The sequence below is a fragment of the Saccharospirillum salsuginis genome (assembly GCF_014651855.1).
Taxonomy (GTDB): domain Bacteria; phylum Pseudomonadota; class Gammaproteobacteria; order Pseudomonadales; family Natronospirillaceae; genus Saccharospirillum; species Saccharospirillum salsuginis.
The window spans coordinates 167622-190183 of record NZ_BMXR01000010.1 but is presented as its reverse complement, the minus strand read 5'-3'; the positions used below and the strand labels follow the sequence as shown (position 1 = coordinate 190183).

19 protein-coding genes, 1 tRNA gene and 2 rRNA genes are annotated in these 22562 nt (G+C 59.7%); 11 read left to right on the top strand and 11 right to left on the bottom strand.

Annotation, left to right across the window (positions count from 1 at the left end):
• Both IE111_RS18995 and rrf read left to right on the top strand, forming a co-directional pair.
• A 23S ribosomal RNA gene (locus tag IE111_RS18995) occupies positions 1-151 on the top strand; the annotation flags it as partial.
• 201 nt (positions 152-352) lie between these two features.
• Positions 353-468 (top strand): 5S ribosomal RNA (gene rrf / locus IE111_RS18990).
• A gap of 212 nt (positions 469-680) precedes the next feature.
• Here rrf and IE111_RS18985 read toward each other — a convergent pair.
• The 6 genes from IE111_RS18985 to IE111_RS18960 form a co-directional block, all read right to left on the bottom strand.
• On the bottom strand, positions 681-1349 hold the full coding sequence (locus IE111_RS18985; RefSeq protein WP_189611747.1) for a DNA alkylation repair protein: 669 nt from the start codon (positions 1347-1349) through the stop codon (positions 681-683).
• Positions 1346-3544: a LemA family protein gene (locus tag IE111_RS18980; protein ID WP_189611745.1), complete on the bottom strand. Its 2199-nt coding sequence runs from the start codon at positions 3542-3544 to the stop codon at positions 1346-1348. Before IE111_RS18980 ends, IE111_RS18985 begins: the two co-directional genes overlap by 4 nt.
• An 82-nt stretch (positions 3545-3626) precedes the next feature.
• Positions 3627-4904 (bottom strand): ABC transporter substrate-binding protein, encoded by a 1278-nt coding sequence (locus IE111_RS18975; protein WP_189611743.1) that lies wholly within the window; start codon positions 4902-4904, stop codon positions 3627-3629.
• 108 nt (positions 4905-5012) lie between these two features.
• Positions 5013-6230, bottom strand: a complete 1218-nt coding sequence (locus tag IE111_RS18970; protein WP_189611741.1) for an ABC transporter substrate-binding protein — start codon at positions 6228-6230, stop codon at positions 5013-5015.
• A gap of 62 nt (positions 6231-6292) precedes the next feature.
• Entirely contained in the window at positions 6293-7144 is an 852-nt protein-coding gene (locus IE111_RS18965) for a carbohydrate ABC transporter permease (protein ID WP_189611739.1), read from the bottom strand.
• A 3-nt stretch (positions 7145-7147) separates the two neighbouring features.
• Positions 7148-8074 (bottom strand): carbohydrate ABC transporter permease, encoded by a 927-nt coding sequence (locus IE111_RS18960; RefSeq protein ID WP_189611738.1) that lies wholly within the window; start codon positions 8072-8074, stop codon positions 7148-7150.
• A gap of 355 nt (positions 8075-8429) precedes the next feature.
• On the opposite strand from IE111_RS18960, the gene glpK reads away from it, so the two are divergent.
• Both glpK and IE111_RS18950 read left to right on the top strand, forming a co-directional pair.
• Positions 8430-9935: a glycerol kinase GlpK gene (gene glpK / locus IE111_RS18955; RefSeq protein WP_189611736.1), complete on the top strand. Its 1506-nt coding sequence runs from the start codon at positions 8430-8432 to the stop codon at positions 9933-9935.
• Positions 9936-10102: 167 nt separating this feature from the next.
• Positions 10103-12151 carry a HAMP domain-containing methyl-accepting chemotaxis protein gene (locus IE111_RS18950; protein ID WP_189611735.1) on the top strand — a complete coding sequence of 683 codons (2049 nt, stop codon included), beginning with the start codon at positions 10103-10105 and terminating at the stop codon, positions 12149-12151.
• A 284-nt stretch (positions 12152-12435) separates the two neighbouring features.
• Here IE111_RS18950 and IE111_RS18945 read toward each other — a convergent pair whose 3' ends face one another.
• Positions 12436-13404: an ABC transporter substrate-binding protein gene (locus tag IE111_RS18945; protein ID WP_189611733.1), complete on the bottom strand. Its 969-nt coding sequence runs from the start codon at positions 13402-13404 to the stop codon at positions 12436-12438.
• 49 nt (positions 13405-13453) lie between these two features.
• A complete protein-coding gene (locus IE111_RS18940; RefSeq protein WP_189611731.1) occupies positions 13454-13924 on the bottom strand; it encodes a dCMP deaminase family protein in 471 nt (156 codons plus the stop codon).
• A 138-nt stretch (positions 13925-14062) separates the two neighbouring features.
• Between IE111_RS18940 and IE111_RS18935 the strand changes: the two genes are divergently transcribed.
• The gene (locus IE111_RS18935) at positions 14063-14545 is read left to right on the top strand and encodes a cyclic nucleotide-binding domain-containing protein (RefSeq protein ID WP_189611729.1); all 483 of its coding nucleotides are present in this window, start codon (positions 14063-14065) and stop codon (positions 14543-14545) included.
• The gene (locus IE111_RS18930; protein WP_189611727.1) at positions 14517-15530 is read left to right on the top strand and encodes an asparaginase; all 1014 of its coding nucleotides are present in this window, start codon (positions 14517-14519) and stop codon (positions 15528-15530) included. Before IE111_RS18935 ends, IE111_RS18930 begins: the two co-directional genes overlap by 29 nt.
• On the opposite strand, the gene IE111_RS18925 is transcribed toward IE111_RS18930, so the two are convergent.
• Positions 15527-16150 carry an HAD family hydrolase gene (locus IE111_RS18925; RefSeq protein ID WP_189611725.1) on the bottom strand — a complete coding sequence of 208 codons (624 nt, stop codon included), beginning with the start codon at positions 16148-16150 and terminating at the stop codon, positions 15527-15529. The two genes, IE111_RS18930 and IE111_RS18925, sit on opposite strands and share 4 nt — an antisense overlap.
• A 74-nt stretch (positions 16151-16224) precedes the next feature.
• Positions 16225-17112 carry a TIGR01777 family oxidoreductase gene (locus tag IE111_RS18920; protein WP_189611723.1) on the bottom strand — a complete coding sequence of 296 codons (888 nt, stop codon included), beginning with the start codon at positions 17110-17112 and terminating at the stop codon, positions 16225-16227.
• A gap of 133 nt (positions 17113-17245) precedes the next feature.
• Here IE111_RS18920 and IE111_RS18915 point away from each other — a divergent pair, with 133 nt between their 5' ends.
• Genes IE111_RS18915 through queF form a run of 3 tightly spaced genes read left to right on the top strand, consistent with a single transcriptional unit; the run spans position 17246 to position 19788 of the window.
• On the top strand, positions 17246-18178 hold the full coding sequence (locus tag IE111_RS18915; RefSeq protein ID WP_189611721.1) for an ABC transporter ATP-binding protein: 933 nt from the start codon (positions 17246-17248) through the stop codon (positions 18176-18178).
• A 56-nt stretch (positions 18179-18234) separates the two neighbouring features.
• Positions 18235-18945 carry an ABC transporter permease gene (locus tag IE111_RS18910; protein ID WP_373300940.1) on the top strand — a complete coding sequence of 237 codons (711 nt, stop codon included), beginning with the start codon at positions 18235-18237 and terminating at the stop codon, positions 18943-18945.
• Positions 18946-18960: 15 nt separating this feature from the next.
• Positions 18961-19788 (top strand): NADPH-dependent 7-cyano-7-deazaguanine reductase QueF, encoded by an 828-nt coding sequence (gene queF, locus IE111_RS18905; RefSeq protein WP_189611719.1) that lies wholly within the window; start codon positions 18961-18963, stop codon positions 19786-19788.
• A gap of 368 nt (positions 19789-20156) precedes the next feature.
• On the opposite strand, the gene IE111_RS18900 is transcribed toward queF, so the two are convergent.
• Positions 20157-21593 carry an adenylate/guanylate cyclase domain-containing protein gene (locus IE111_RS18900; RefSeq protein WP_189611717.1) on the bottom strand — a complete coding sequence of 479 codons (1437 nt, stop codon included), beginning with the start codon at positions 21591-21593 and terminating at the stop codon, positions 20157-20159.
• Between the two features lie 124 nt (positions 21594-21717).
• On the opposite strand from IE111_RS18900, the gene IE111_RS18895 reads away from it, so the two are divergent.
• Together IE111_RS18895 and IE111_RS18890 are read left to right on the top strand one after the other, a co-directional pair.
• The gene (locus IE111_RS18895; RefSeq protein ID WP_189611715.1) at positions 21718-22290 is read left to right on the top strand and encodes a nitroreductase family protein; all 573 of its coding nucleotides are present in this window, start codon (positions 21718-21720) and stop codon (positions 22288-22290) included.
• 135 nt (positions 22291-22425) lie between these two features.
• Positions 22426-22513 (top strand) — tRNA-Ser (locus IE111_RS18890).
• Positions 22514-22562 lie beyond the last annotated feature (49 nt).

Sequence of the window (22562 nt, the reverse complement as noted above, 5' to 3'; positions counted from 1 at the left end):
TCTAAGCGGGAAGCCCCCTTCAAGATGAGTTTTCCCTGAGGCCTTGAGCCTCCTGAAGGGTCCAGCGAGACGAGCTGGTTGATAGGTCGGGTGTGTAAGCGCTGCGAGGCGTTGAGCTAACCGATACTAATGGCCCGTGCGGCTTGGCCATATAACGCCCAAGGGGTGTTGGCGCCGTAACGCAAGACGAAGAATTGAAGGTTCGCCAGTCAGTGACTGACTGAAGAGCCGCTTGGTAGCAGACCGAGACTTGAGAGAAAGAACTTGATCAGTGCGAATTGGGTGTACTGCACCGGAACGGGAAAGCCATAGTGAGCGATCCTGAACCATACCGCAGTCACCAACCAGTTTGCTTGACGACGATAGAGCTGTGGAACCACCTGACTCCTTGCCGAACTCAGAAGTGAAACGCAGCCTCGCCGATGGTAGTGTGGGGTTTCCCCATGTGAGAGTAGGTCATCGTCAAGCTTTTAATACCAACCCCCGGTACCGCAAGGTATCGGGGGTTTTTGCGTTGTTGGGGTCGGGAAAACGCTAAGGTGGGCACCGCCCACCAGGGGAGAATAACGAGCCCGCGATCACTCACAATTACCTGCTTTCCCGTAGGCTGGATCGGTCCGACGAATCGGTAGCCGAAGCCGGAGTGCCGGACCAGACGTACCGATCCAACCAACACAACTCTACACGTACTTACTCCCTTCCCGAATCGCCAACTTGCTCAGCTTGTTCCGATGCCGTTGTATAAACCGCCGAACCCACTCCGCATCCGTCTTGGAATACTCCCTTAACACCCATCCAATGGCTTTCTGAATGAAAAACTGGTCGTCCACGACCTCGGTCAGAATGGTTCGCTCCAGAGCATCCACATCGGTCTGATCCTTGTGCTTCAGGTGCGCCAGCAGTGCCGCTCGCCGAATCCAGAGCCCTTGGTGTTCAGCCCACCCATCCAGTTCATTCTGATGTTCGCGATTCTGCAACAGACAAGGCCCCACCAGGTTGGATGCGACGGCATCCAGGGTGTCCCACCAGGAGGCGGTAAACACCAGGTCGCGATACAGATCCCAGTTGTCATCCGTGATCCAGCGCTTTGAGCGCATGGCAATGTCCAGGGCCGCATATTGGGCTTCACGGTGACTGTGGTGCCAGAGATCCAGAATCGTTGCGCGATAGCTTTCCAAATCCTCTACCGGATGTAGCTTGAGCACTTCTTGTATCAATTGAGCGCGTTTCGGTTTCTGGATCCCGAAAAAGGGTTGGTCCGTTTTCATGTAGCGCTGCATGGGTTCGGCTGTTTTCCGATCCCGGTTGCGCGTGAACGCTTCGATGATGGCGTCGAATGTGGCCGTCATTCCGCCTCCTGCCGAGCGATGCCAAAGGGTTGCTTGGCTTTGAATCGGAACAGACGCGCCAGAATCACATCGGGGAAGGATTGACTCCGAGTGTTGTATACCTCGACGGCGTCGGAATAGCCCTTGCGCAACAAGGCGAGATAATTTTCGCTCTCCTCCATCTGCTGCATGAACTGCTCGACCACCTTGTTGCCTTTCAGATCCGGATAGTCTTCCACGCGCACCTGAAGGGCGCGGGTGAGCTTGTGTTCGAAGCGTGCCCGTTCATCGACCTGATCCGGGGTCTGGTCGGGATCGGGGCGGGCGGCGCGAATCTGGCCGATGGCTTCCAGCAGCTTGGTTTCGTGGTTTAAATAGGCCTCCACCGAGCGCTGCAAGGACGGCCATAGGTTGTGGCGCTTTTGCAGGACGGTGTTGATATCGCTCCAGGCTTTCTCGGCGCGGTTTTTCAGGAATACCAGGTCGTTGTAATGCAGGATAGCGGTGTAGACCAGCAGGAAAACCGGAACGATGAGCGCGGTGATCATCAGGTCGGCCGGGGTCAATTGACCCGACGCCGCCAACAGGGCCGTTCCGGCGAGCAGGAAGCCCCCGAGACTGACCGAGGTCAGCAGAAAGCCGAGCGCACCCTTGCCGCGAACCACGGAATCTTCATCGTCGGTGGTGATCAGAAAGGGATTACCATCCTCGTACTGCAGGGCTAGCCGGTCCGGGTGTTGTCGATCGAGCCCCGCGAACCCCAGACAGTAGGCGGTCCGGTCATAAGGGAGCCAGTGTTCGGTATAGCGCCGCCGTCCCTCCCGGCGACGATATTTCTCCGGGTAGTCGATATCGGCCTTGTCCGGATACACCGTGGCCTGCCCGGCGTCGTCCGAGAGCCAGAACGGCGTCTGTTCACCACCCGATTCAACGGTGACCCAGCGCGCCTTCTTGCCTGAACCGCGACGTTCTTCAATGCTGAAGTCGTAGGCGACACAGGGTTCCTGCGCGAGCCGGCTGGTAACATGGGGACGCTCATCGTCCACCCGGATGGCGCCCGCCAACTCAGCCATGCCGTAAGCCAGCCCAGTGGATTTCGCTGTGGGTAGGTGTTCGATCAGGCGCTTCAGTTTGATCGCCCGGATGGCGATCCACATCCCGATCAGCCCGAGGATGATCGCCGCCGCGGTAATGACCCAGGCCAACCAGGCCTGCTCGAACCGACTGACGGGTTCGCTGGCCAGTTCCTGACCAATCACTCTTTGTCGATCCCGGTCGACACCGGCGGGTATCGGAAAACGCTCGCTCGCGATTGGGTCGAAAAAAGCCCGGTCCGGCCATTGGCCCGCCCCGCGCTCGATCAGCCATCGCATGGCATAGAGGTCCGCCTGACGGGCCTCGGTGGAGCCGGCCTGTTCGATGGCCTCGGCCCGGGTTTGATACAACTCGGCGGCCCGTTGCCAGTCACGTTCCAGGTGAATCACACCCATGGTCCAGAAGTAACCGACGAGCACCACGGTCATGGTCAGTACATAGATCCAGAAGCGGTGAATCTGAGCGGCGATCAACACCAGCGCCAGTCCCACGGAAGCCGCACCGGAGGCCAGGGAAATCAGGGCGGCGGCGATCAGCAGGCTTTTGCCCCCTTCGGCTTTCAGGTTGTTGTCGGTGATCGTCGGCGGCAGATTAAAGTCGAGGTTGTTAAACACCATCGTGGCATCGCCCGATTGATAGCGACCCAGTAACTCGACGGATTGGCCGGGGCGCAGGGTCCACTCGGTGTAGATCAGGTCTCCGTCCCGGCGACGATAGGTTTCGTTCACGGACCAGTTGATCTGACTCGTGCTCAGCGTGGGATTAACAACGACATTGCCGCTGTGATCGATCAATTGGAACAGAGCACTGCGCTCTCCGCTGTCCAGTGTGCGTGTTCGCAGGTCGCCGTCGCTGTCGCGGTATTCCTCTTCCAGACGATAACGCACATAGACGACCGATGCCTTCGAATAAGGGGCTTCCAGCATGCCGCCCTCAGCCTCGATCACACCCACGACGGCGTAGGGCCCGCCTGCTAGTGTGCCTATGGGCGTCATGGGCAAACGATCGATCTGGCGGGCTTCGCTGAGCTCGGTAAAGCCCCAATTAAAACAGGCTGTTGCCCCCCACAGGGCCAATGCGCCCAGTACGCCCGCCCCCAATGCTTTCAATAGTCGCGACATCTGCATCCCATCCGGTTATTCGACCGGAGCCAGCATACGAAAAAATGCCGTCCGTGTCAGAGGCTGCGATTCTTGAGAGGGGCTACAGGTTGTTGAATGGCGGGAAGCCGTCGGCATCTCGTATGTGGCCATCGACCCGATCCGCCATTACGGACAATTCTCCACGCAAATCCTCACCGGCGACTACGTTGGCCATGGCCTGGGCAAAGCTGTCTCGAATGACGGGGTAGGCCGGGTGAAACGGTCGTGGCGTGGCGATCCGGTTCAATTGTTCGACGACCAGAGCCAGTGGGCCGCCTTCACCGTACAGGCTGGATTGCTGTATAGCTGAGTGTGTACCGGGAACGTCCAGCGTACGTTTGCTCATGGCCGTGACCTCGGCGTCGGACAGGGCGAACTCGATGAAACGGGCGGCCATACCCGACTGTTCGGACGACTGTGTGATCGACCAACCGTAATTTCCCGAGGTCGTCGCCGGATAGGGGCCCAGCACCGGCATAGGTAATACGACGAGGTTGTCACCCAGTTCGGCCTTGTAGCGTTCGTAGTGTTGCAGTGTGGCGATGGACAGCGCCGAGTTCTGGCGACGGTAAAAACGTCCGTTCATTTTGCTGGCGGGAACCACCCATTGATGATCGAACCATTCGCTCAACACATCGTCGACATCCCGCACAAACAGGGAATTCGCCGCCAGGTGAGCATCCCATTTGATGCGCGAAATGAGATCGGCGCCCTGAGAATAAAAGATGGGTGAAAATACCGACATGTACCATTCTGGGTCGGCCTGATAGAGACCGAGCTCCAATGGCCAGCGTTGGCCGTGTTCGACCAGTTCGGCCAAAAGATTCTCGAACTGCAGGCGAGTCCAGGCCTGATCCAATGTCGTGGGCACCTCGACCGACGTATCGGCCAATAAAGCGCGATTACCATACAGAACCGGTGTCGAATCCGTCGGGGCCAGGGCGTACAGTTGGCTGTCGGCCGGGTAAGTGCCTTGAGCGCGAACCGAAGGCAAGGTGTTGTCCAGTACATTGGAAGCGATCAGATCATTCAACGGAGAAATGGTGCCCGACCAGGCGAGATAGGACAGATTGCCCGTATGAAAATAGATCAGATCCGGTCCGTTACCCGACCGATCCTGCTCGATGACATGCTGGGTGAAGCCCGTCTCCGGCAGAGCCAGGGCGTCGATCCGAATCTCGTTTTGGATCTGGTGGAATCGATCGACCTGATCGTGGATGAACGATAATTCTTCCGTGCTGCGGGCATGAAACCACAAGGACAAATGGTGCTCGCTTTCGGCCAGAACAGTGGAGGACAACACGGATGTGACAGCAATGGCAAACAGACTGTTGTTCATAGCGAATCTCGAGAGTTACCGGAGGTGGACAAAGGGAAGGGCTGAGTGCCCGGTGACGTACCCGGGCATAAAAAAGGCGGCCGAAGCCGCCTTTGATCAATCCGGAACTTACCGGAAGACGCGCTGGCGCACTTTTTCCAGGTTCTCCAGAATGCGGTCCAGCCGATCCGGGTTCACCATGAACTCCTGGAAGCCTTTCATGCCTTCCTTCGCCATGGCCGGGTCGGTATCGCGATCGTAGAACTGGGCGGTACCGTCGGCTTCGGACAGCATCTCCAGACCCTGAACCAGGAATTTGTTGTCACCGGCTTCCGCCTGGGCGTTCGGCGGCAACTGGTTCAAACCGAGGTTCAATTGGGTCTGCACATCGGCCTGGGCGACATAGGCCAGGAAGCGCTTGGCGTCGGCCTTGTTCTTAGCCCGGGACGGGATGTGAACGGTATCGGTCGGAGCATCCTCAAACATGCCGACGCTCGGGTCGATCTGCGGGAACTGGAAGAAGTCGTAGTTCGAGCCTTCCGGGAAGCTCGGCGTCAGGAAGTTACCCATCAAGTACATGGCCGCGTCGCCGTTCAGCAGGGGCGCCTGGGCTTCCTGCCAGCTGTAGGAGGCGTGGTTTTCCAGGAAATAGCCGCCGTCGATCAGTTCGCGCCAGTTGGCGAATGTCTGGCGAACGCGTTCGTCGGTGTACGGGACTTTGCCGTCCATCAGGTCAATGTGGAAGTCCAGGCCGTTGGTGCGCAGGTTCAGGTAATCGAACCAGCCGGCGGCCGTCCACAGGAACTTGGTGCCGATGGTGATCGGTGTCACGCCATTGGCCTTCAGGGTTTCGCACACCTCGATGAATTCTTCCCAGGTTTGCGGTTCTTCCAGACCGTATTGCTCGAAGATATCGGCGTTGTAGTACATGCCCCACTGGTAGTATGTGGCCGGAACGCCGTACTGTTCATCATCAACCGTCATGGACGCCCGGGTGGAGCCGAAGTTCTGGTACATGTTGTTGTTTTCCCAGACGTCGGTGACCGGTTCGAGCAAACCGCGGTCCACAAAGTACTTCATGCGGTTACCGGCAAACCAGAACACGATATCGGGCGGAGAGGTGACCAGCCAGTTGCGAATGGCGCTCTTGTAGCCTTCGTGATCGTATTCGTTGACCTGAACGTCGATATCCGGGTTCGCGGCTTCGAAGTCGGCGATCAGTTCGCCCCAGGCAGCCTTGGGGGCCGGGTCGGACTGGTTGGAGTTAATGACCAGAGTGCCGGCTTGGGCACCGGTCATCATCAGGGTACTCACGGCGGTGGCGGCGAGCAGTTTCTTCAGTGTCATAACCTCGTCCTTCTTTATTTGTTGTGAGACGAATGGAGGCGAACCCCCGGGTGTTGAACCGGCTAACCCTTGGTCGCCCCCAGAGTCAGGCCGGCGATAAAGTGTTTCTGCATGGCGAAAAAGAGGATAACCGGTGGCAGCGCCGCGACGATCGAACCGGCGGAGATCAACTGCCAGGACGCGAGCCACTGCCCACGCAGGGCACTGATGCCGGCGGTCACGGGGCGCACCTCGTCGCTCTGAACCAACACCAGTGCCCAGAAATAGTCGTTCCAGACAAAGGTGAAGATCAGCACGGCCAGGGCCGCCAGGGCCGGGCGAACCAGTGGCACGATGATGCGGGTGAAAATCTTCCATTCGCTGGCGCCTTCCAGGCGGCAGGATTCCAGCAGTTCATCGGGCAGATCGATGATGAAGTTGCGCATGAACAGGGTGCAGAAACCGGTCTGGAAAGCGGTATGGAATATGATCAAGGCCCAGACACTGTCGTACAGACCGAGCTGGATGGTCAGATCGCGCACCGGGATCATCAGAATCTGGAACGGGACGAAATTGCCGCCGATAAAGGTGGCGAACAGGGCGATCCGGCCGCGGAACCGATACTTGGCGAGGGAGAAGCCGGCGAGCGTGGCCAGGGCCACCGAAGCGATCATGACCGGTACGGTGATGATGACGCTGTTAAGCAGATAGCGCGCCATGTTCGTGTTGGCGAAAACGGCGGTGTAGTTTTCAACCAGCATCCACTCTTCGGGCAAGCCCCAATAATTACCGGCATTGATGTCGGCGATGGAGCGAACCGACGTCATCAGGACGGCGGCCAGCGGCAGAAGCCAGAGAATAATGGTGGCCGGCAGTGCGACGCGATAGCTGATCTGGGTGAACTTGGACGTTTGCTGTATTGGAGTCGGAAACATGGATCAACCTCGCTCGGCCCGCAGCATGCGCCACAGGAAGAAACCGATGTACACCAGCATGATCAGGAACAGGACGGTCGCGATGGCCGCGCCATACCCCATGCGGTAACTGAAGATGGCCTGTTCGTACATGAAGAAGGCCAGTACGGAGGAACTGCCCCAGGGGCCGCCCGAGGTCATGGTGGCGACCAGGTCGAACGACCGCAGCGCACCGATGACGGTCACGACCATGGCGATGAAGGTCGCCGGGCGGAGTTGGGGAATGATGACCTTCCACAGCATGGTCCAGCCGTGCGCACCGTCCATGCGGGCCGCTTCGATCTGATCCGGGTTCAGGTTGTTCAGGCCGGTGAGGTACAGAATCATGGTGTAGGCGATCTGGGGCCAGAGGCCGGCGGCGATGATGCCGTAGGTCACCAGGGTTTCGCTGGCGAGAATGGGAATTGGGTCGACCCCGAAAAAGCCGAGAAAACGCTGCAACAGGCCGTAACTCGGATCGTAGAACCAGGAGAACACCACGCCGACGATGACCTGGGAGATGACAAAGGGAAAGAAGAACAGGGATTTGACCGCGCGAATCCCCAGCACCTGCTGATTCAGGAATAAGGCCACACCCAGGCCGATGGGGACGGCCAGCATGAAGAACACCAGCCAGAGCACGTTGTTCCACAGCGAAGTCCAGAACTGCGGGTCTTCCAGCAACTCGGCGTAGTTGCCGAGCCCGATAAAGGTCTTGTCGCCAATGCCGTCCCATTCGAAAAAGCTGATCCAGATGCTTTGGAAGATCGGAGCGATGACATAGACAGCGAACAGAGCCAGAGCGGGCAGCAAAAACAGGTAGGGTGTCAATGTATGCCAACGGCTGGCGGCGGTTGGCCGTTGCGCCTTTGCAACCGCAGAGAGGGCGTTTGTTTTCAGTTGCGTTGTCATAATGGCTCGTATTGTTTTCATTTTTATCGAAGTATGCTCAGCGTTGGTAACGTTTTCAAGTTTTTTTTTAAATGCCCAGAAAGCCCTTCATTCGATTTAACTATAAGCCGCTTATTGCGGGGTTTTCGGACAGCGCTCTGGTTGAAATCGTTTTCTTATTGTTGGATAAACAGCGGGTTGACGGTCAACCGAAGCACCAGCGTCTACACTGGAGGGTAGCAACTGTCCCGAATCGGAGGCGTCACGGGCAACCGTGGCACGGGATCCGGTACGGTTGCCGATTGCGGGCGCTTGAGCCCGCCCGTGCCGGCGATATGATGGGACTGTACGCGAACAACAACACCAAGGAGTCCACATGTCCGATATGATCCTGGCCATCGACCAGGGAACCACCAGCAGTCGCGCCATTCTGTTCGATAGGGTCGGGCGTCCGCTGCACAGCGCCCAGCAGGAATTCCGCCAGATCTACCCCCGCAATGGCTGGGTGGAGCACGACCCGGAGGACATTTGGCAGTCGACACTGTCGGTCTGTCGCGAAGTGCTGGATACGGCGGGTTTGAAAGCCTCCGACGTGCGTGCCATCGGCATCACCAATCAGCGCGAAACCACCCTGATATGGGATCGCGAGACCGGCGAACCCGTGTATAACGCCATTGTCTGGCAGGACCGGCGCACGGCCGAGTTTTGCCAGTCGTTGCGGACCCAGGGGCGAAGCAGCTGGGTTGCCGAAAAGACCGGGTTGCTACTCGATCCCTATTTTTCCGGCACCAAGGTGCGCTGGATACTCGATAACGTCGAGGGCGTCCGCGAGCGCGCCGAGCGGGGTGAACTGGCGTTCGGCACGGTCGATACCTATCTGCTCTGGCGCCTGACCGGCGGGCGCGAACACGCCACCGACGCCACCAATGCCTCGCGCACCCTGTTGTTCAACATTCACACCCAGCAATGGGACAGCGCCCTACTGGACATGCTGAATGTACCGCGCAGCCTGCTGCCCCGGGTCAAGGACAGCGCCGCCGACTTCGGCGACACCGAGCCGGACCTGTTCGGCGCCGCGATCCCGGTGGCCGGTATCGCCGGCGATCAGCAGGCGGCCCTGTTTGGCCAGGCCTGCTATCAACCCGGCATGGTGAAGAGCACCTACGGCACCGGCTGCTTCCTGATGATGAACACCGGCAAGCAACCCCTGCCGTCGAGCAACAAGTTGTTGACCACGGTCGGCTACCGCCTGAGCGGGGAAGTGACCTACGCCCTGGAAGGCAGCATTTTCATGGCCGGTGCCACCATGCAATGGTTGCGGGATGAGATGAAGCTGGTCCGGCATGCGTCCGAATCCAGTGAACTGGCCGAACAGGTGGGGGCGGACCAGTCCGTCTATCTGGTACCGGCCTTTACCGGTCTCGGGGCTCCCTATTGGGATCCGGATGCGCGCGGTGCCATAGTCGGACTGACCCGGGATTCCGGCATCGCCGAGATCGTCACCGCCGGCCTGCAGAGCGTGGGCTATCAGACGCGGGACCTGGTCGAAGCCATGAAAGCGGATGGCGCCGAACGCATCGAAGGGTTGCGGGTCGATGGTGGCATGGTGGTCAACGATTGGGCAATGCAGTTTCTGGCCGACATCCTGGGAGCCCGCGTCGATCGACCGACCGTAACCGAGACCACAGCATTGGGTGCGGCTTTTCTCGCCGGTCTGCAATCCGGTCTCTATGAGTCGACCGAGGAGATACAGGGGTTCTGGCAGTGCGAACACCGTTTCGAGCCCCGATTGGCCGAGGCGGATCGTGATCGACTCTATGCCGGTTGGACCCGGGCCGTACGCGGTGTCCGCCAGGTCGCAGAAACCGACAAGGAGCGCTGAATCGCTTCAGAACGGGCGTGACTGGTCGATAACAGGGCAATCAATCTGTCATGTAGACGACTCAGTGCACCTAAAAAGGGCGGCGATGGTCACGCCGCCGTTCTCACACCAGGGTTGGTCTGTCCTGGACCGGGGAAGTCGGTCGTCATCGATTCACGAGGTGTTTTATGAAGATTCGACCCAAGTTCCGACCCAGCTTCCGATTGAATGTGGCGTCGCGCCTGAACCTGGCGTTCACGGTGCTGGGTCTCGCCATTGTGTCCGTTGTGGTACTTGGGGCTTTGTCACTGGATCGCATCAATCGTGGTGTGACTCAAGTGGTGGAGGGCGCCGCGCCCGCCCAGAGAGCGGTTGCCGATCTGCAGATCGAATTGCAGGAAATCAGCCGTCTGGCTTTGGAGCACTATAACTCGGTCGAGCCGGATGCACTGCAGCGCTTCGAGTCCGATTTCCAGGGTACGGTGGCCTTATTTGAAAAAAACGCGGACTTGCTGGACCAGAGGCTCGGCAGTCTGGAGGGGATGAGTGCCAGCCAGGAACAGCTGAATGCCATCGTCGACAGTAGCCAGACCTTGTTCGAACAAGTGGAAAGCAATATGGGCGTGTACGGCCGATCATTGCTGGCGCAACAGAACATTGACTCCATCCGCGCGGAACTGCAGGAGATGCAGGCCGAAGTCGATCCCCTGTTCAATCTGTTCATCACCGATACCTTCGACCCCGACGCCAAGACACTGGTGTTCGAGGTGCGCAACATTGTCAGCCAGGGGTTCGCCCTGGCCAACGAACTGTCCCTGATCGATTCCATCGCCGAGTTCCAGAAGGTTCAGGACCGCTTTCGCGACTTCATGGATCAGTACGGAACCCTGGGGTTTCGCATGATGGGCTATGCCCGCGACGACGAGTTCTTCGCCAAGTATCAGCAGCAGGTGGGGACGCTGGTGGGCAATATGATCGAAAAAGTGTCCGCCAACGATGGCCTGATTCCGCTGCAGAACAATTTTCTGCAGATCAAGGCTTCACTGCGCAGCGGTGTGACCCAGACTCAGGCCGGCCTCGCCGGCCAGGTTGAGGAACTGAACAGCATCGCCGACCAGGTCAACCAGGCGGCGACCACAGTCGGCCGGACGGCGCAAAACGTCGTGGTTCAATCGCGTCTGTATCTGATCGCCGTGGCGGTTGGTGCGCTAATCTTCTGCGCGCTGCTGTCTTTCCTGGTGGTGCGTTCCATCCGTCAGCCCCTGAAACGCTTGCGTACCTACATGACCCAGGTGGGCGAAGGCGATTTCACCGCCCAGTTCGGGCGCCATACCCAGGATGAGCTGGGCGACATCAGCCGGGCCACCGAGCAGTTGGTGGAGGCGTTGCGACAAATGATCTCCGTGGTCATGGAGCAGAACCGGAGGCTGAACCAGGTGGCCCTGGATACAGCCGATATCGCGGATGACACGCGCAGCCACGTCGAACGCCAGCGTACGGAACTGGATATGGTGGTGACGGCGATCAACGAGATGACCTCGTCGATTCGCGAGGTGGCCGGCAATGCCGAGGTGGCCAGTAAGGAAATGCACGAAAGCGAGCAGGACGCGAAGACGATCGACGGCACGGTGGGCACCACCATGGCCGCGGTGCAGGCACTGGAAAAGAACATGAGCAATGCGGTGTCGGTGATCAAGCAACTGGATGAGGGCGTGACCAGCATCGAAGATATCCTGTCGACGATTCAGAGCATCGCCGAGCAAACCAATCTACTGGCGCTGAACGCGGCCATCGAGGCGGCACGCGCCGGTGAACAGGGGCGCGGCTTCGCAGTGGTGGCCGATGAGGTACGGACCCTGGCGGGCCGGACTCAGCAGTCGACCGAGGAGATTCGCGAGAAGATCGAATGGATGCTGAAACAGTCGGCGCAGGCGGTTGAGGTGATCGAGACGAGTCAGCGGTCGACCCATGAGGTCTCGGAGCAGACGCAGGTGGTGCAGGAGCGGTTCACCAAGTTCATGGAAGCCATCTCCCGGCTGAATGAGTTGAACATGATGATCGCGACGGCGTCCGAACAGCAGAGCGCGACGACGGAGGAGATCAATCAGAATATCGTGAAGATCCGGGAAGTGTCGGAAGACACGGCGGAAGGTGCGCAGAAGGCGGCGGACCAGACGCATCAATTGCAGGATGTGGCGTCGGATCTGGACAAGGCAGTGAGTCGGTTCCAGGTTTAGATATGAGGCGATGGTCCGTGCCGGCTGCCGGGGACTTCCCTCCGGGGTCGCCGTGAATACATCCATGTAGGCTTGGCGGCAGCCATCCATGGCTGCCGACATCCCCGAAGGAAAGCCCCCGGCAGCCATCACTCGAATCAGTGCTGACCCCTAATACGACCACGACGGTATTCTTGTGTGACTGGTAGGGTGGGTCGGTCCGACGGTTCGGCCGCCCACCATGGAATTCAATGCTACCTCGACACGATCCACCGCTAACGAACCCTAAACTCCCACGCTCTCCCTCACTTCACAAACATCGTCTGTGACGCGGTCAAGGTCGACAGTTCGATATCCCAGCGTTCCATCCCCGACCGGCTGTATCGGTACTGCCCGGTCTGTCCGACGATCATCGGCACGCTGGTGGCGTCCACGCCTCGTAGAATCAACTGTCCCATACGGGCGGCGGTTTTGCCCTGATCGTAGCCGGAGAGGACATAGCCACCGGCGGTCATGCCTTCGGCGACGAAAAAGTCCCAGAACGCGAACAAGGGGACCTGGGCGTCGGCGTAGGCGCGGGCCATGAGGTCGTCGGGTTCAGCGTAGCCGTCGTCGGCATAGCGCAGGGTGTGGTGGGTGCCGAAAATGACGGCGTCGTAGTCCTGGTGGGCGGTGGCGACGGCGCCCAGCCAGCGTTCGGCTTCGTTGGTGAGCAGGATGTCGAGCGTGGAGCCCTGAATGGTGACCTGTCGCTGTTCGCCCCAGGCTTCGGTGACGGCGTTGCGCATGGTGGGGGAGTCGTCCATGAGGACGAGGAAGCGGTCGTTGCTGGAGAGCACTTTTCGCAGGTGACGAACGGTCTGGCGGAAGAGGGGGCGTTCGAGCACGCCGGTGAGCCAGGGAGCGCCTTTAAGACCGTATTGGTCGGGATGGCCGTTGACGCCGAAGAATACGGTCGGGATGTCCAGCGGGTCGAGCCTGGGGCCCATGAGTTTGAGGGCGTTGTCGTCGCCCAGAAAGATGATATCGGGTTGCCGGGCTTTGACTTCCTCGAGCAGACGGTCGGCCTTGGCGTCGAAGGCGTCGGGTTTGATGCGTTTGGTGTCGAGGTAGAGCGAGTCGATGTCGTGGTTGGCACCGAGGATTTCGTCGATGGCGCGAAGGTAGTCGGCGTCCCAGGGGTATTCGGGATGGTAGCTCTCGATGATGAGCACCTGTCCGGCCCACAGCGGACCACACAATAGGCAAAGGCCTAGCGACAGCAGGGTTTTCATAGGGCGGCTCCGATTTGTTGTTGTGGTGGAAACCGCCGTTAAGACTACGTTAGTCGGCGCGCACCGACTCTCCGCTATTGGTAGGAGGCACGCCTTTGACCCAATGTACCTGGACGCCGGCTTCGGCGAACATGGATTCGCTGATCTTGATCTTCTCGCCCCAGCGCGACAGGTAGTCGGCCGTCTGTTCGGGGCAGTGCACACGGCTGATGCCGGTCTGGATGATCTTGGCGGCGCAATTGGGGCAGGGGAAGTGGGTGGCCCAGATATCGCAGTCGGTCAGGTCTCCTTTGGCGAAGAGGATGGCGTTTTCCTCGGCGTGGATGGTTTTGGCGTATTTCAGTTCCCGGTCTTCGATGTCGGCCCGGTCCGAAACGCCGTGCGGGTAACCGTTGAAGCCGAGGGAGATCACCCGGTTACCCTGGGTGATGACGGCGCCGACCTGGGTGGAAGGGTCCTTGCTCCAGGATCCGACCAGTTCAGCCAATTGAAAGAATCGCAGTGCCCACTTGCTCGCCATGATGTGATTTCCGAAGGATTTCGGGCGTTTGTACCAGATGGAAGGATGGGCTTGCAAAGCTTTCCGGGTTTCGAACACCGGGTCGGCCAATCTGGTATATGCTTGAAGGGCGGGTCTTCATCAGCGAGGGAGGTTCCATTGAGACATTCATCCGCGTTCAGCGCCGCCAAGCGCATGTCGATTTTTCATAAACTCGAGCTCTTCCACAATTTTTACCAGCATGAGCTGGAACGCATCGCCGATAATGCCGAATTCTTCATCGCCGAGCCCGGCGAAGTCATCATCGAGCTGGGCGCGCACGACACCTGTTTCTACTTGCTGCTGAGCGGTCGGGCCTCGGTCCGGCTGCAGAAGGATGGCGAACCGGTGATGCTGGTCGGTCCGGGTCAGATGGTCGGCGAGATGGGGTTCGTGCTCAGCACCGAGCGTACATCCTGGGTGCTGGCCGAGGATCTTTGTATCCTGTTGCGTGTGGACCAGGCGTTGATGAAGCAGCTCGATTGCGGCGAGCGCGAGAAGCTGAAAGATCAGATCATCATTAAACTGGCCACTTCGATTCAACAACTGAATGCCAAACTGGGAGCCCAGCATTATGACCTTGGCCAATCCGACCCTGGTTGAACTGACGCGCGCCGACGCGGTGGAGAGTGAACATCGCGGACGTGCCGTGGTGATGCGCAGTACGGGCGAGACGATCTGGTCGATTGGGGATACGGATCGGTTGACCTATCCGCGCTCGGCGATCAAGGCGTTCCAGGCGCTGCCCATGGTCGCTTCCGGCGCGCCGAAGGCTTTCGGCCTGGACGACATCGACCTGGCCCTGACCTGCGCCTCCCATGAAGGAGAGGCAAGGCATACCGAGAAAGTCATTGAATTCCTGACCAAACTCGGTCTGAGTCTCACCGACCTGGAATGCGGTTATCACTGGCCGATGGGCGAGCGAGCGACAGTGGACCTGGCCTGGAGCCATCACCGTCCCGATGCTCGCCACAATAACTGTTCCGGCAAGCATGCCGGTATGCTGGCCCTCGCCCGGCAGGAGGAATGGGACCACCACGGCTACTCGAAGGCCGATCACCCGGTACAACAGGCCATTCGGGTGTGCATCGAGCGGTGTTGCGACACCGACCTGGTTCATGCTCCCGTCTCGCCCGATGGCTGTACGGCGCCGACCTGGGCCATGCCGTTGCATCGCCTGGCTCTGGGGTTCGCGCGCTTCGCCGACCCGCACCGACTGCCGACGGAATTCCTGGAACCGGCGCAGGCGCTGTACAGCGCCGCGACCCGAAACCCGTTCTATGTGGCCGGAACCGGTCGCTACTGCACGCGGATGATGATGGCGCTGAACGGTCGAGCCTTTCTGAAAGTGGGTGCCGAGGGCGTCTACATCGCCGCCCTGCCGGAGTGGAAGCTGGGCATTGCCCTGAAGATGGATTCCGGCTCGGCCCTGGCCGCCGAAGTGGCCATGAGCGAAATATTGCACCGGCTGGGGCTGCCGATCAGCCCGGAAGAGCGTCAGCCGGCGATTCGCAACCGGAACCGGATCGTGACCGGCGAGATCCGGGCGGTGGGGTCCGCGTTCGCGGACATTCCCAATCCGGATTAGCCGACGGCCTCGTCGGCGAGGAAGTACTCATTGACGAACTGAAAGCGGCTGCGTACATCGATAACCGCCATACCGGCGGCCTGGGCCGCCTCGATGCCGAGGTCCGCATCCTCGAACACCACGCATTCGTGCGGTGGGTGGTCCAGCGCCCGGGCGCAGGCCAGGAAGGTGTCCGGGGCGGGTTTGGGGTGCTGCACCTGGTCGGCGCCGACCACCACATCGAACAAGGACAGCAGGCCACAGTGGTCCAGAATGCGCCGTGCTTCGTCGGTATCCGCCCCGGTCCCGACCGCCATGGGACGCAGGCCGTTCTGTTCCAAAGCCAGGTTGCCGAGGGCCGTGGCCTTGACGTATCGGGGAGCCAGCTCACTGACCCGGGCTTCTTTGAAGGCGTTCATTTCATCGACCGGTGCGGGAAGCGAAACCCCGCTTTCGCGCGCGACGATCTCCAGTGTCTGTCGGGTCGGTACGCCGGCCAGAGAGCGCATCAGGGCCGGCAGAATGGGCAGTCCATAGCGTTCCAGCGTCTCCCGCCAGGCAATTTCGTGCAAGGGGCCGCTTTCCACCAGGGTGCCGTCCATGTCGAAAATGAGGGCGCGATAAGGGGTCAGGTCGATCATGACTGCTCCGATGATCTGTGAATCCGGTCACGGATCATACCAGAAGCGGCCGCCGGTTTGAGGATGATGCGAGCTCAGGCGCGACCCAGTACCTGCCTGAGAGCGTCTTCCAGATACCCGAATTGAAAGGTGAAGCCGCTGTGTTGCAGTTTTTCCGGATGAACATACTGCCCCTCAAGCACCAGACTGGCCATCTCTCCCAAGGCCAGCCGCAGCGGCGCACCGGGCATGCGCATGAAGTAGGGCCGGCGGAGGACGCGCGCCAGAGTGGCGTTGAACTCGTCCTGGCTGACCGGATTGGGGGCCGTCAGATTGACCGGGCCGGTCAGTGTTTGCTCCTGGATCCAGTCGATTGCATTCAACCAGTCGCGTTCATGGATCCAGCTCTGGCCTTGTCGACCGTTTCCCAGGCGGGTGGCTAGACCGAACCGGGCCGGCAGCGTCAAGGGGGTCAGCAGGCCGCCACGGTGGCTCAACACCAAGCCGGTACGTACCAGGCTGATGTGGGGAATGCAGTCATCGAAGGAGCGCGCCACGGCCTCCCACTCGGACACGAATTCGGCACCGAAACCTGTCCCCGGGGGAGCGTCTTCGTTTACCGGCTGACGGTTGTTACCATAGTAACCCACGGCCGAACCGCTGATCAGATGGCCGATACTGTACCTGTGCTCACGTGCGGCGGTGAGCAGGGTCCGGGTAAATTCGACGCGAGACTCGCGGATGATGTTTCGACGACTGGATGTCCACGGACCGCCGGCGATGCTGGCACCAGCCAGGTTCACCACCTGGTCGAAATGGCCGCTGAGGTCTTCCACTGTGTGGACGCTGCGTACATGGCCCGCCAGTGCCTCGGGCAGGGGGCGGCGGTGTTGCCAGCACCACAGCTCATGTCCGCGTTCCAGATAGCGTTGCGCCAGGGCGCTGCCGAGCAGGCCGGAGGCACCGGTGATCAGGACTTTCATCGCCACTCCGTTGAAAATTCAGTATTAGTAACCACTTATACGCATCGATTCAGTGATCGGGTTCCCCCGTCGTACAACCGGCAAGGCGGTAGTGGGCCAGCATTCCTTCCAATTCTTCGACATCAGGGTTTCCATGACCAAAGCGCTCGAAATCAAGCAACTACGCAAGGTCTATGACAACGGCTTCGAAGCTCTCAAGGGCATCGACCTTGACGTGGAACAAGGCGATTTCTTCGCCCTGCTGGGCCCGAACGGGGCCGGTAAATCGACCACATTGGGTATTGTTTCCTCACTCGTCAACAAGGGCTCCGGCACGGTCCGCGTGTGTGGGCACGATCTGGATACCGAACGTGAACGTGTGAAACGAAGCCTGGGTGTGGTTCCCCAGGAATTCAACTTCAACACGTTCGAGAAAGTCGAGGACATCCTCATCCAGCAGGCCGGCTATTATGGCCTCAGGCCCCGGCTCGCTCGGCAACGGGCGGAAAAATACCTGAAACAACTCGACCTCTGGGACAAACGCGATGTCCAGTCCCGCATGCTGTCCGGCGGCATGAAGCGCCGGCTGATGATCGCCCGGGCGCTGGTGCATGAACCGCGCATGTTGATTCTGGACGAGCCCACAGCCGGCGTGGACATCGAGATCCGCCGTTCCATGTGGCGCTTCCTGACGCAACTGAACGCCGAAGGCACCACCATCATCCTGACCACACACTATCTCGAGGAAGCCGAGAGTCTGTGCCGGAACATCGCCATCATCAACCACGGTGAAATCATCGCCCAGGCGCCGACCAAGGAACTGCTCAAAGGGAAGCAGCGGGCCACCTTCGTCGCGGACGTACGCGGCACCCTGTCCGAGGCGCCGGCGCTTGAAGGGCTGTCCAGCCGCCTGGTCGACGAACACAGCATCGAGTTCGACCTGACCAACGGCCAGAGCCTGAACCGGGTCTTCGCCCTGTTCGAGCAGGCCGGGCTGGACGTGGTCAGCATCCGTCCAAAAACCAATCGCCTGGAAGAACTCTTCGTCGACCTCACCACCCCCAGCCAACAGGAGGCCACTGCGTGAATCATCCTTACTGGGTCGCTTTCTCCTCCATCGTCTTCAAAGAGGTGCGCCGCTTCATGCGCATCTGGCAGCAAACCCTGTTGCCACCCGCCATCACCATGGTGCTGTACTTCATCATCTTCGGGAATCTGATCGGCAGTCGCGTCGGCACCATGGACGGCTTCGACTACATGCAGTTCATCGTACCCGGCCTGATCATGATGAGTGTCATCACCAACAGTTACGGCAACGTCAGTTCCAGCTTTTTCTCGAACAAGTTCCAGAAATCCATCGAAGAGCTGATGGTCGCACCGGTTCCGAACTGGGTGATCCTGCTGGGCTTCGTCATCGGTGGTGTATCGCGGGGGCTGGCCTGTGGCCTGATCGTGACCGCGCTCAGCCTCTGGTTCACCGACCTGCAGGTCCACAACATCTGGGTGACGCTCTCGGTGATCCTGATGACCGCCGTGGTCTTCGCCACCGCCGGCCTGATCAACGCCATCTTCGCCACCAAGTTCGACGACGTCACCATCGTACCGACCTTTATCCTGACCCCGCTGACCTACCTTGGCGGCGTTTTCTATTCGGTCTCCATGCTGCCGGAGGTCTGGCAATGGGTCAGTAAGCTGAACCCCATCCTGTACATGGTGAACACCTTCCGTTACGGCATCATCGGCATCAGCGATATCCCGATTTTCGCCGCCTATGGTATGTTGTTCCTGTTCATGGGTGCCCTGATGAGCTGGGCGCTCTATCTACTGCATACCGGGCGCGGACTGCGCAGCTGAAACCTGGAAAACGCCATGCATACCCCCGAACATTCGCCGCTGGGTAAAACCAGCGCCTACATCGCCGAGTACGACCCGAGTTTGCTGTTTCCGATCGAACGGAGCGGCAAGCGCGAGGAAATCGGCATCACCGGCGATCTGCCGTTCCACGGCGTGGACATCTGGAACGCCTATGAGCTGAGCTGGCTGAACGCCAAGGGCAAGCCGATCGTGGCGATGGGGGAATTTTTCATCCCGGCGGATTCGCCGCGACTGATCGAATCGAAGAGTTTCAAGCTGTACCTGAACTCCTTCAACCAAACGAAGTTCGACAGCGTTCGCGAAGCCGCCGACCGGATGACGGCCGATCTTTCCAGGGCCGCCGGGGCCGAGGTCCGCGTCACCCTGGTTCCGCTCAGCCAGATGGGCCACAGCGCTGACATCGCCGCCCTGCCGGGGCACTGCATCGACGAACTCGACATCGAAACCGACCAATACCAGACCGACCCCGGCCTGCTGGCCGCAGCGTCCGACGAGGTGGTCCACGAAGTCCTGCACAGCCACCTGCTCAAATCCAACTGCCTGGTCACCGGTCAGCCGGATTGGGGCAGTGTCGTTATCGACTACACCGGCCCTCGGCTCGATCAGGCCGCCTTGTTGAAATACCTGATCTCCTTTCGACAGCACAACGAATTCCACGAGCAGTGCGTCGAGCGGATTTTTCAGGACTTGAAACGGGAATGCGGGGTGAAACAATTGACGGTGTATGCGCGCTACGTTCGTCGGGGCGGTCTGGACATCAACCCCTACCGAAGCAACGACCCCAACTTCAAGGCGGATAACCGTCGGTTGGTTCGGCAGTAGTCTGGGAGGCTGGTTTATCTATCGTGGCATAAACCCGCAACGGGCGGCAGGGTATGCTTTTCCAGGGACCGCTGTAAATACGTCCATGTACGCTTAGCATCGGCATCCATGCCTCAGATGTCCCTTCCAAAGCATCCCCCCTCCGCCCGTTGCTGGCTTGCCGTGGCATGATTATCAGATGCCCACATTCCCAGAAAACTCCTCGACGGAAACTGCAGGCTAGCGCCGGGTGGGGGTGGACCTCCAGAGGGATGTGCGAGGCATGGATGCCGAGGTCAAGCCCCCATGGACGGGTTCACGGCGGCCCTCTGGAGGTCCACCCCCACCCCGGCGAGGGTTCAACCACAGTAACAAGGGGTGTAAGACACTCAAGGCGTCTTATTATTCAAAGAGGTTTTGACCTTCTCGATGGCAGAGAGAATCCTATCCCGGTCGTAATTCCGCACTTTCTCCATGTCGAGTGACAACGTGAAGCCCTCCAGCTCCAGTTCGGTAAAGCTGTGCTTGGCCCCCAGATCCCGCCGGAAATCCACCACCTGGTAGATCGGTACCGGCCGCGAAAAGCCCTTGGCCTTGATGTGCCCCTTCTCGCGGCACAGAATCTTGTCCTTGATCTGGGCATAGGTGTCGTACGACACCAGAATCTCGCCCGGCTCCGCCGAAGACTCCAGCCGGGAGGCCAGGTTCACCTCCTTGCCCAGAATGGTGTAGTCCATCCGCGTCTCGGCGCCGAAGTTGCCCACCGTGCAGTACCCCGAGTTGATGCCCATGCGGATTTCCAGCGGCTGCTGAATACCCTGGGCGCGCCAGCGCTGGCGCAGCACCCGCATCAGCTTGCGCATCTCGATCGCCATCGACACACAGGCCAGAGTGTCCTGGCGGGCGCCCTTGGATTCCGGGTCGCCGAAAAAGACCATGATGGCGTCGCCGATGAACTTGTCGATGGTGCCGCCGTACTTCATCACCACCCGGCTCATTTCGGTCAGATAGGTGTTGATCAGCTCGGTCAGCGCCTCGGCCTCCATCATCTCGGAGATCTCCGAGAAACCCTTGATGTCGGAAAAGAAGATCACCAGTCGCTTGCGCTGGGTTTCCAGCTTGACGTCGCGCTTGCCGCGGAAAATCGTCTCCCAGACCTGGGGCGAGAGGTACTTGGACAGTTTTTGCGACAGCGCGCGGTATTTTTGGCTCTGCGTATGCAGCTCCTGCCGGGTGGTTTTCAGATACCGCGCCTGCTGGGCCGTGTAATAGGCGTTGGTAGCCACGTGGAGACCGGCGCCGATGGCCGCGATGACATTGGTGATGGTGCTGGACTCGGTCAGGTAGGCCACCGGTTCGATGGCGTACATGACTCCGCCACCCAGCACCAGAAACAGCAGGCACAGGATGTAGGACGAGGTGCGCCCCACACAGATAAAGCTGGCGTTCGCCATGATGATCAGCAACAGCGTCGGTACCAGCGGCGAGCCCATGGCCACCAGGATGGCGCCGATGAAGAACGCATCGAACAGCATCAGGGTGTAGCCGACCTGCTTCGGATAGCGCTGGCGCAAGGGCATACTCAAGAACCGGATCAGCGTCGGGTAGAGCAGACAGAAGGCGACAATGATGGTGAACAGATTGGAGATCTGACCCGTATACAGAATACTGACCAGGGTACCGGCCAGCGTCAGATAGATCAGCGATCGAGAATTGAATTCGGCTGAAATCGGCAACACGGTGAAATCGTCATAGAGATCCAGATCAGGTGTTGCGGGCGGTTTGGCCGGTTTTTTCTTTTTTTGGGCGACAGGCCGCTTACTCATTAACGGGATTCCGCTGTTAATTCACACTTGGAGCGCCTCGCTGGATTTGTTCCGAGGCTCCCTAGTAAAGTGGTTGAGAACGGCTACCATACCCGATTCTCGAACCGAAATCACTGAGGGGACCATGCCCGACGAATCCACCCAGACACCCTTGACGCACTTGCAGACCCGCGTCTCCCATCCCAGGCTGACCGAACCCGGTCCCAGCCGCGACCAACTCGATGAGCTTTATCGGGCCGCCTTCCGCGCGCCGGACCATGCCTGGCTCAGACCCTGGCGATTCATCGAGGTCGGCGGTGACAAACGTACCCAACTCGGCGAATGGATGGCCGAAAGTGTTCGGGCTGAACAGCCGGACCTGGACGAAAAGCAAATCACCAAGCTGCTCAACGCACCGCTGCGGGCCCCGCTGGTGCTGATCGCCTGGGCCCGCATCACCGAGCACCCCAAGGTGCCGCCCATTGAACAGATCCTGGCTACCGGGGCCGCCTGCACCAACCTGGTCAACGCGGCTCATGCCCAGGGGCTCGGCGCCATCTGGCGGACCGGCACCGCAGCCTACAGCCCGGGCTTGCGGGCCAGGTTGGGCCTGGACACCGACGATGTACTGGTCGGGTTTATATACCTCGGTACCCCGGCCGGCGAGGACAAACCCATCCCCGAACTGGATCCGGCCGACTTTGTGTCCCGGCTTTAAACCGGCGCCTGCCGCCGTCGGGCGCATGATGTGAAGAGGCTAACTGATTGTTTTATATCAAAAACTTGCATTAGCCCCCGGTATCCTATAAAGTTCGCCGCCGTTGTGCAGGACATCCCGCGCAGTGGACAATATGGTGAGGTGGCCGAGTGGTCGAAGGCGCACGCCTGGAAAGTGTGTAACGGGAAACCGTTCGAGGGTTCGAATCCCTCCCTCACCGCCAGATTCAAAAAAAAGCCCCCGTGCCGCAAGGCCCGGGGGCTTTTTTGTAA

What these genes read in the sequence shown, in the direction of transcription:
- IE111_RS18915 (WP_189611721.1), top strand. Translation starts at nt 17,246, where the DNA reads ATGACCAAAGCGCTCGAAATCAAGCAACTACGCAAGGTCTATGACAAC.
- IE111_RS18985 (WP_189611747.1), bottom strand. Translation starts at nt 1,349, where the DNA reads ATGACGGCCACATTCGACGCCATCATCGAAGCGTTCACGCGCAACCGG.
- IE111_RS18895 (WP_189611715.1), top strand. Translation starts at nt 21,718, where the DNA reads ATGCCCGACGAATCCACCCAGACACCCTTGACGCACTTGCAGACCCGC.
- IE111_RS18900 (WP_189611717.1), bottom strand. Translation starts at nt 21,593, where the DNA reads ATGAGTAAGCGGCCTGTCGCCCAAAAAAAGAAAAAACCGGCCAAACCG.
- IE111_RS18965 (WP_189611739.1), bottom strand. Translation starts at nt 7,144, where the DNA reads ATGTTTCCGACTCCAATACAGCAAACGTCCAAGTTCACCCAGATCAGC.
- IE111_RS18975 (WP_189611743.1), bottom strand. Translation starts at nt 4,904, where the DNA reads ATGAACAACAGTCTGTTTGCCATTGCTGTCACATCCGTGTTGTCCTCC.
- IE111_RS18950 (WP_189611735.1), top strand. Translation starts at nt 10,103, where the DNA reads ATGAAGATTCGACCCAAGTTCCGACCCAGCTTCCGATTGAATGTGGCG.
- IE111_RS18960 (WP_189611738.1), bottom strand. Translation starts at nt 8,074, where the DNA reads ATGACAACGCAACTGAAAACAAACGCCCTCTCTGCGGTTGCAAAGGCG.
- IE111_RS18910 (WP_373300940.1), top strand. Translation starts at nt 18,235, where the DNA reads ATGCGCATCTGGCAGCAAACCCTGTTGCCACCCGCCATCACCATGGTG.
- IE111_RS18970 (WP_189611741.1), bottom strand. Translation starts at nt 6,230, where the DNA reads ATGACACTGAAGAAACTGCTCGCCGCCACCGCCGTGAGTACCCTGATG.
- glpK (WP_189611736.1), top strand. Translation starts at nt 8,430, where the DNA reads ATGTCCGATATGATCCTGGCCATCGACCAGGGAACCACCAGCAGTCGC.
- queF (WP_189611719.1), top strand. Translation starts at nt 18,961, where the DNA reads ATGCATACCCCCGAACATTCGCCGCTGGGTAAAACCAGCGCCTACATC.
- IE111_RS18980 (WP_189611745.1), bottom strand. Translation starts at nt 3,544, where the DNA reads ATGTCGCGACTATTGAAAGCATTGGGGGCGGGCGTACTGGGCGCATTG.
- IE111_RS18930 (WP_189611727.1), top strand. Translation starts at nt 14,517, where the DNA reads ATGACCTTGGCCAATCCGACCCTGGTTGAACTGACGCGCGCCGACGCG.
- IE111_RS18920 (WP_189611723.1), bottom strand. Translation starts at nt 17,112, where the DNA reads ATGAAAGTCCTGATCACCGGTGCCTCCGGCCTGCTCGGCAGCGCCCTG.
- IE111_RS18940 (WP_189611731.1), bottom strand. Translation starts at nt 13,924, where the DNA reads ATGGCGAGCAAGTGGGCACTGCGATTCTTTCAATTGGCTGAACTGGTC.
- IE111_RS18925 (WP_189611725.1), bottom strand. Translation starts at nt 16,150, where the DNA reads ATGATCGACCTGACCCCTTATCGCGCCCTCATTTTCGACATGGACGGC.
- IE111_RS18945 (WP_189611733.1), bottom strand. Translation starts at nt 13,404, where the DNA reads ATGAAAACCCTGCTGTCGCTAGGCCTTTGCCTATTGTGTGGTCCGCTG.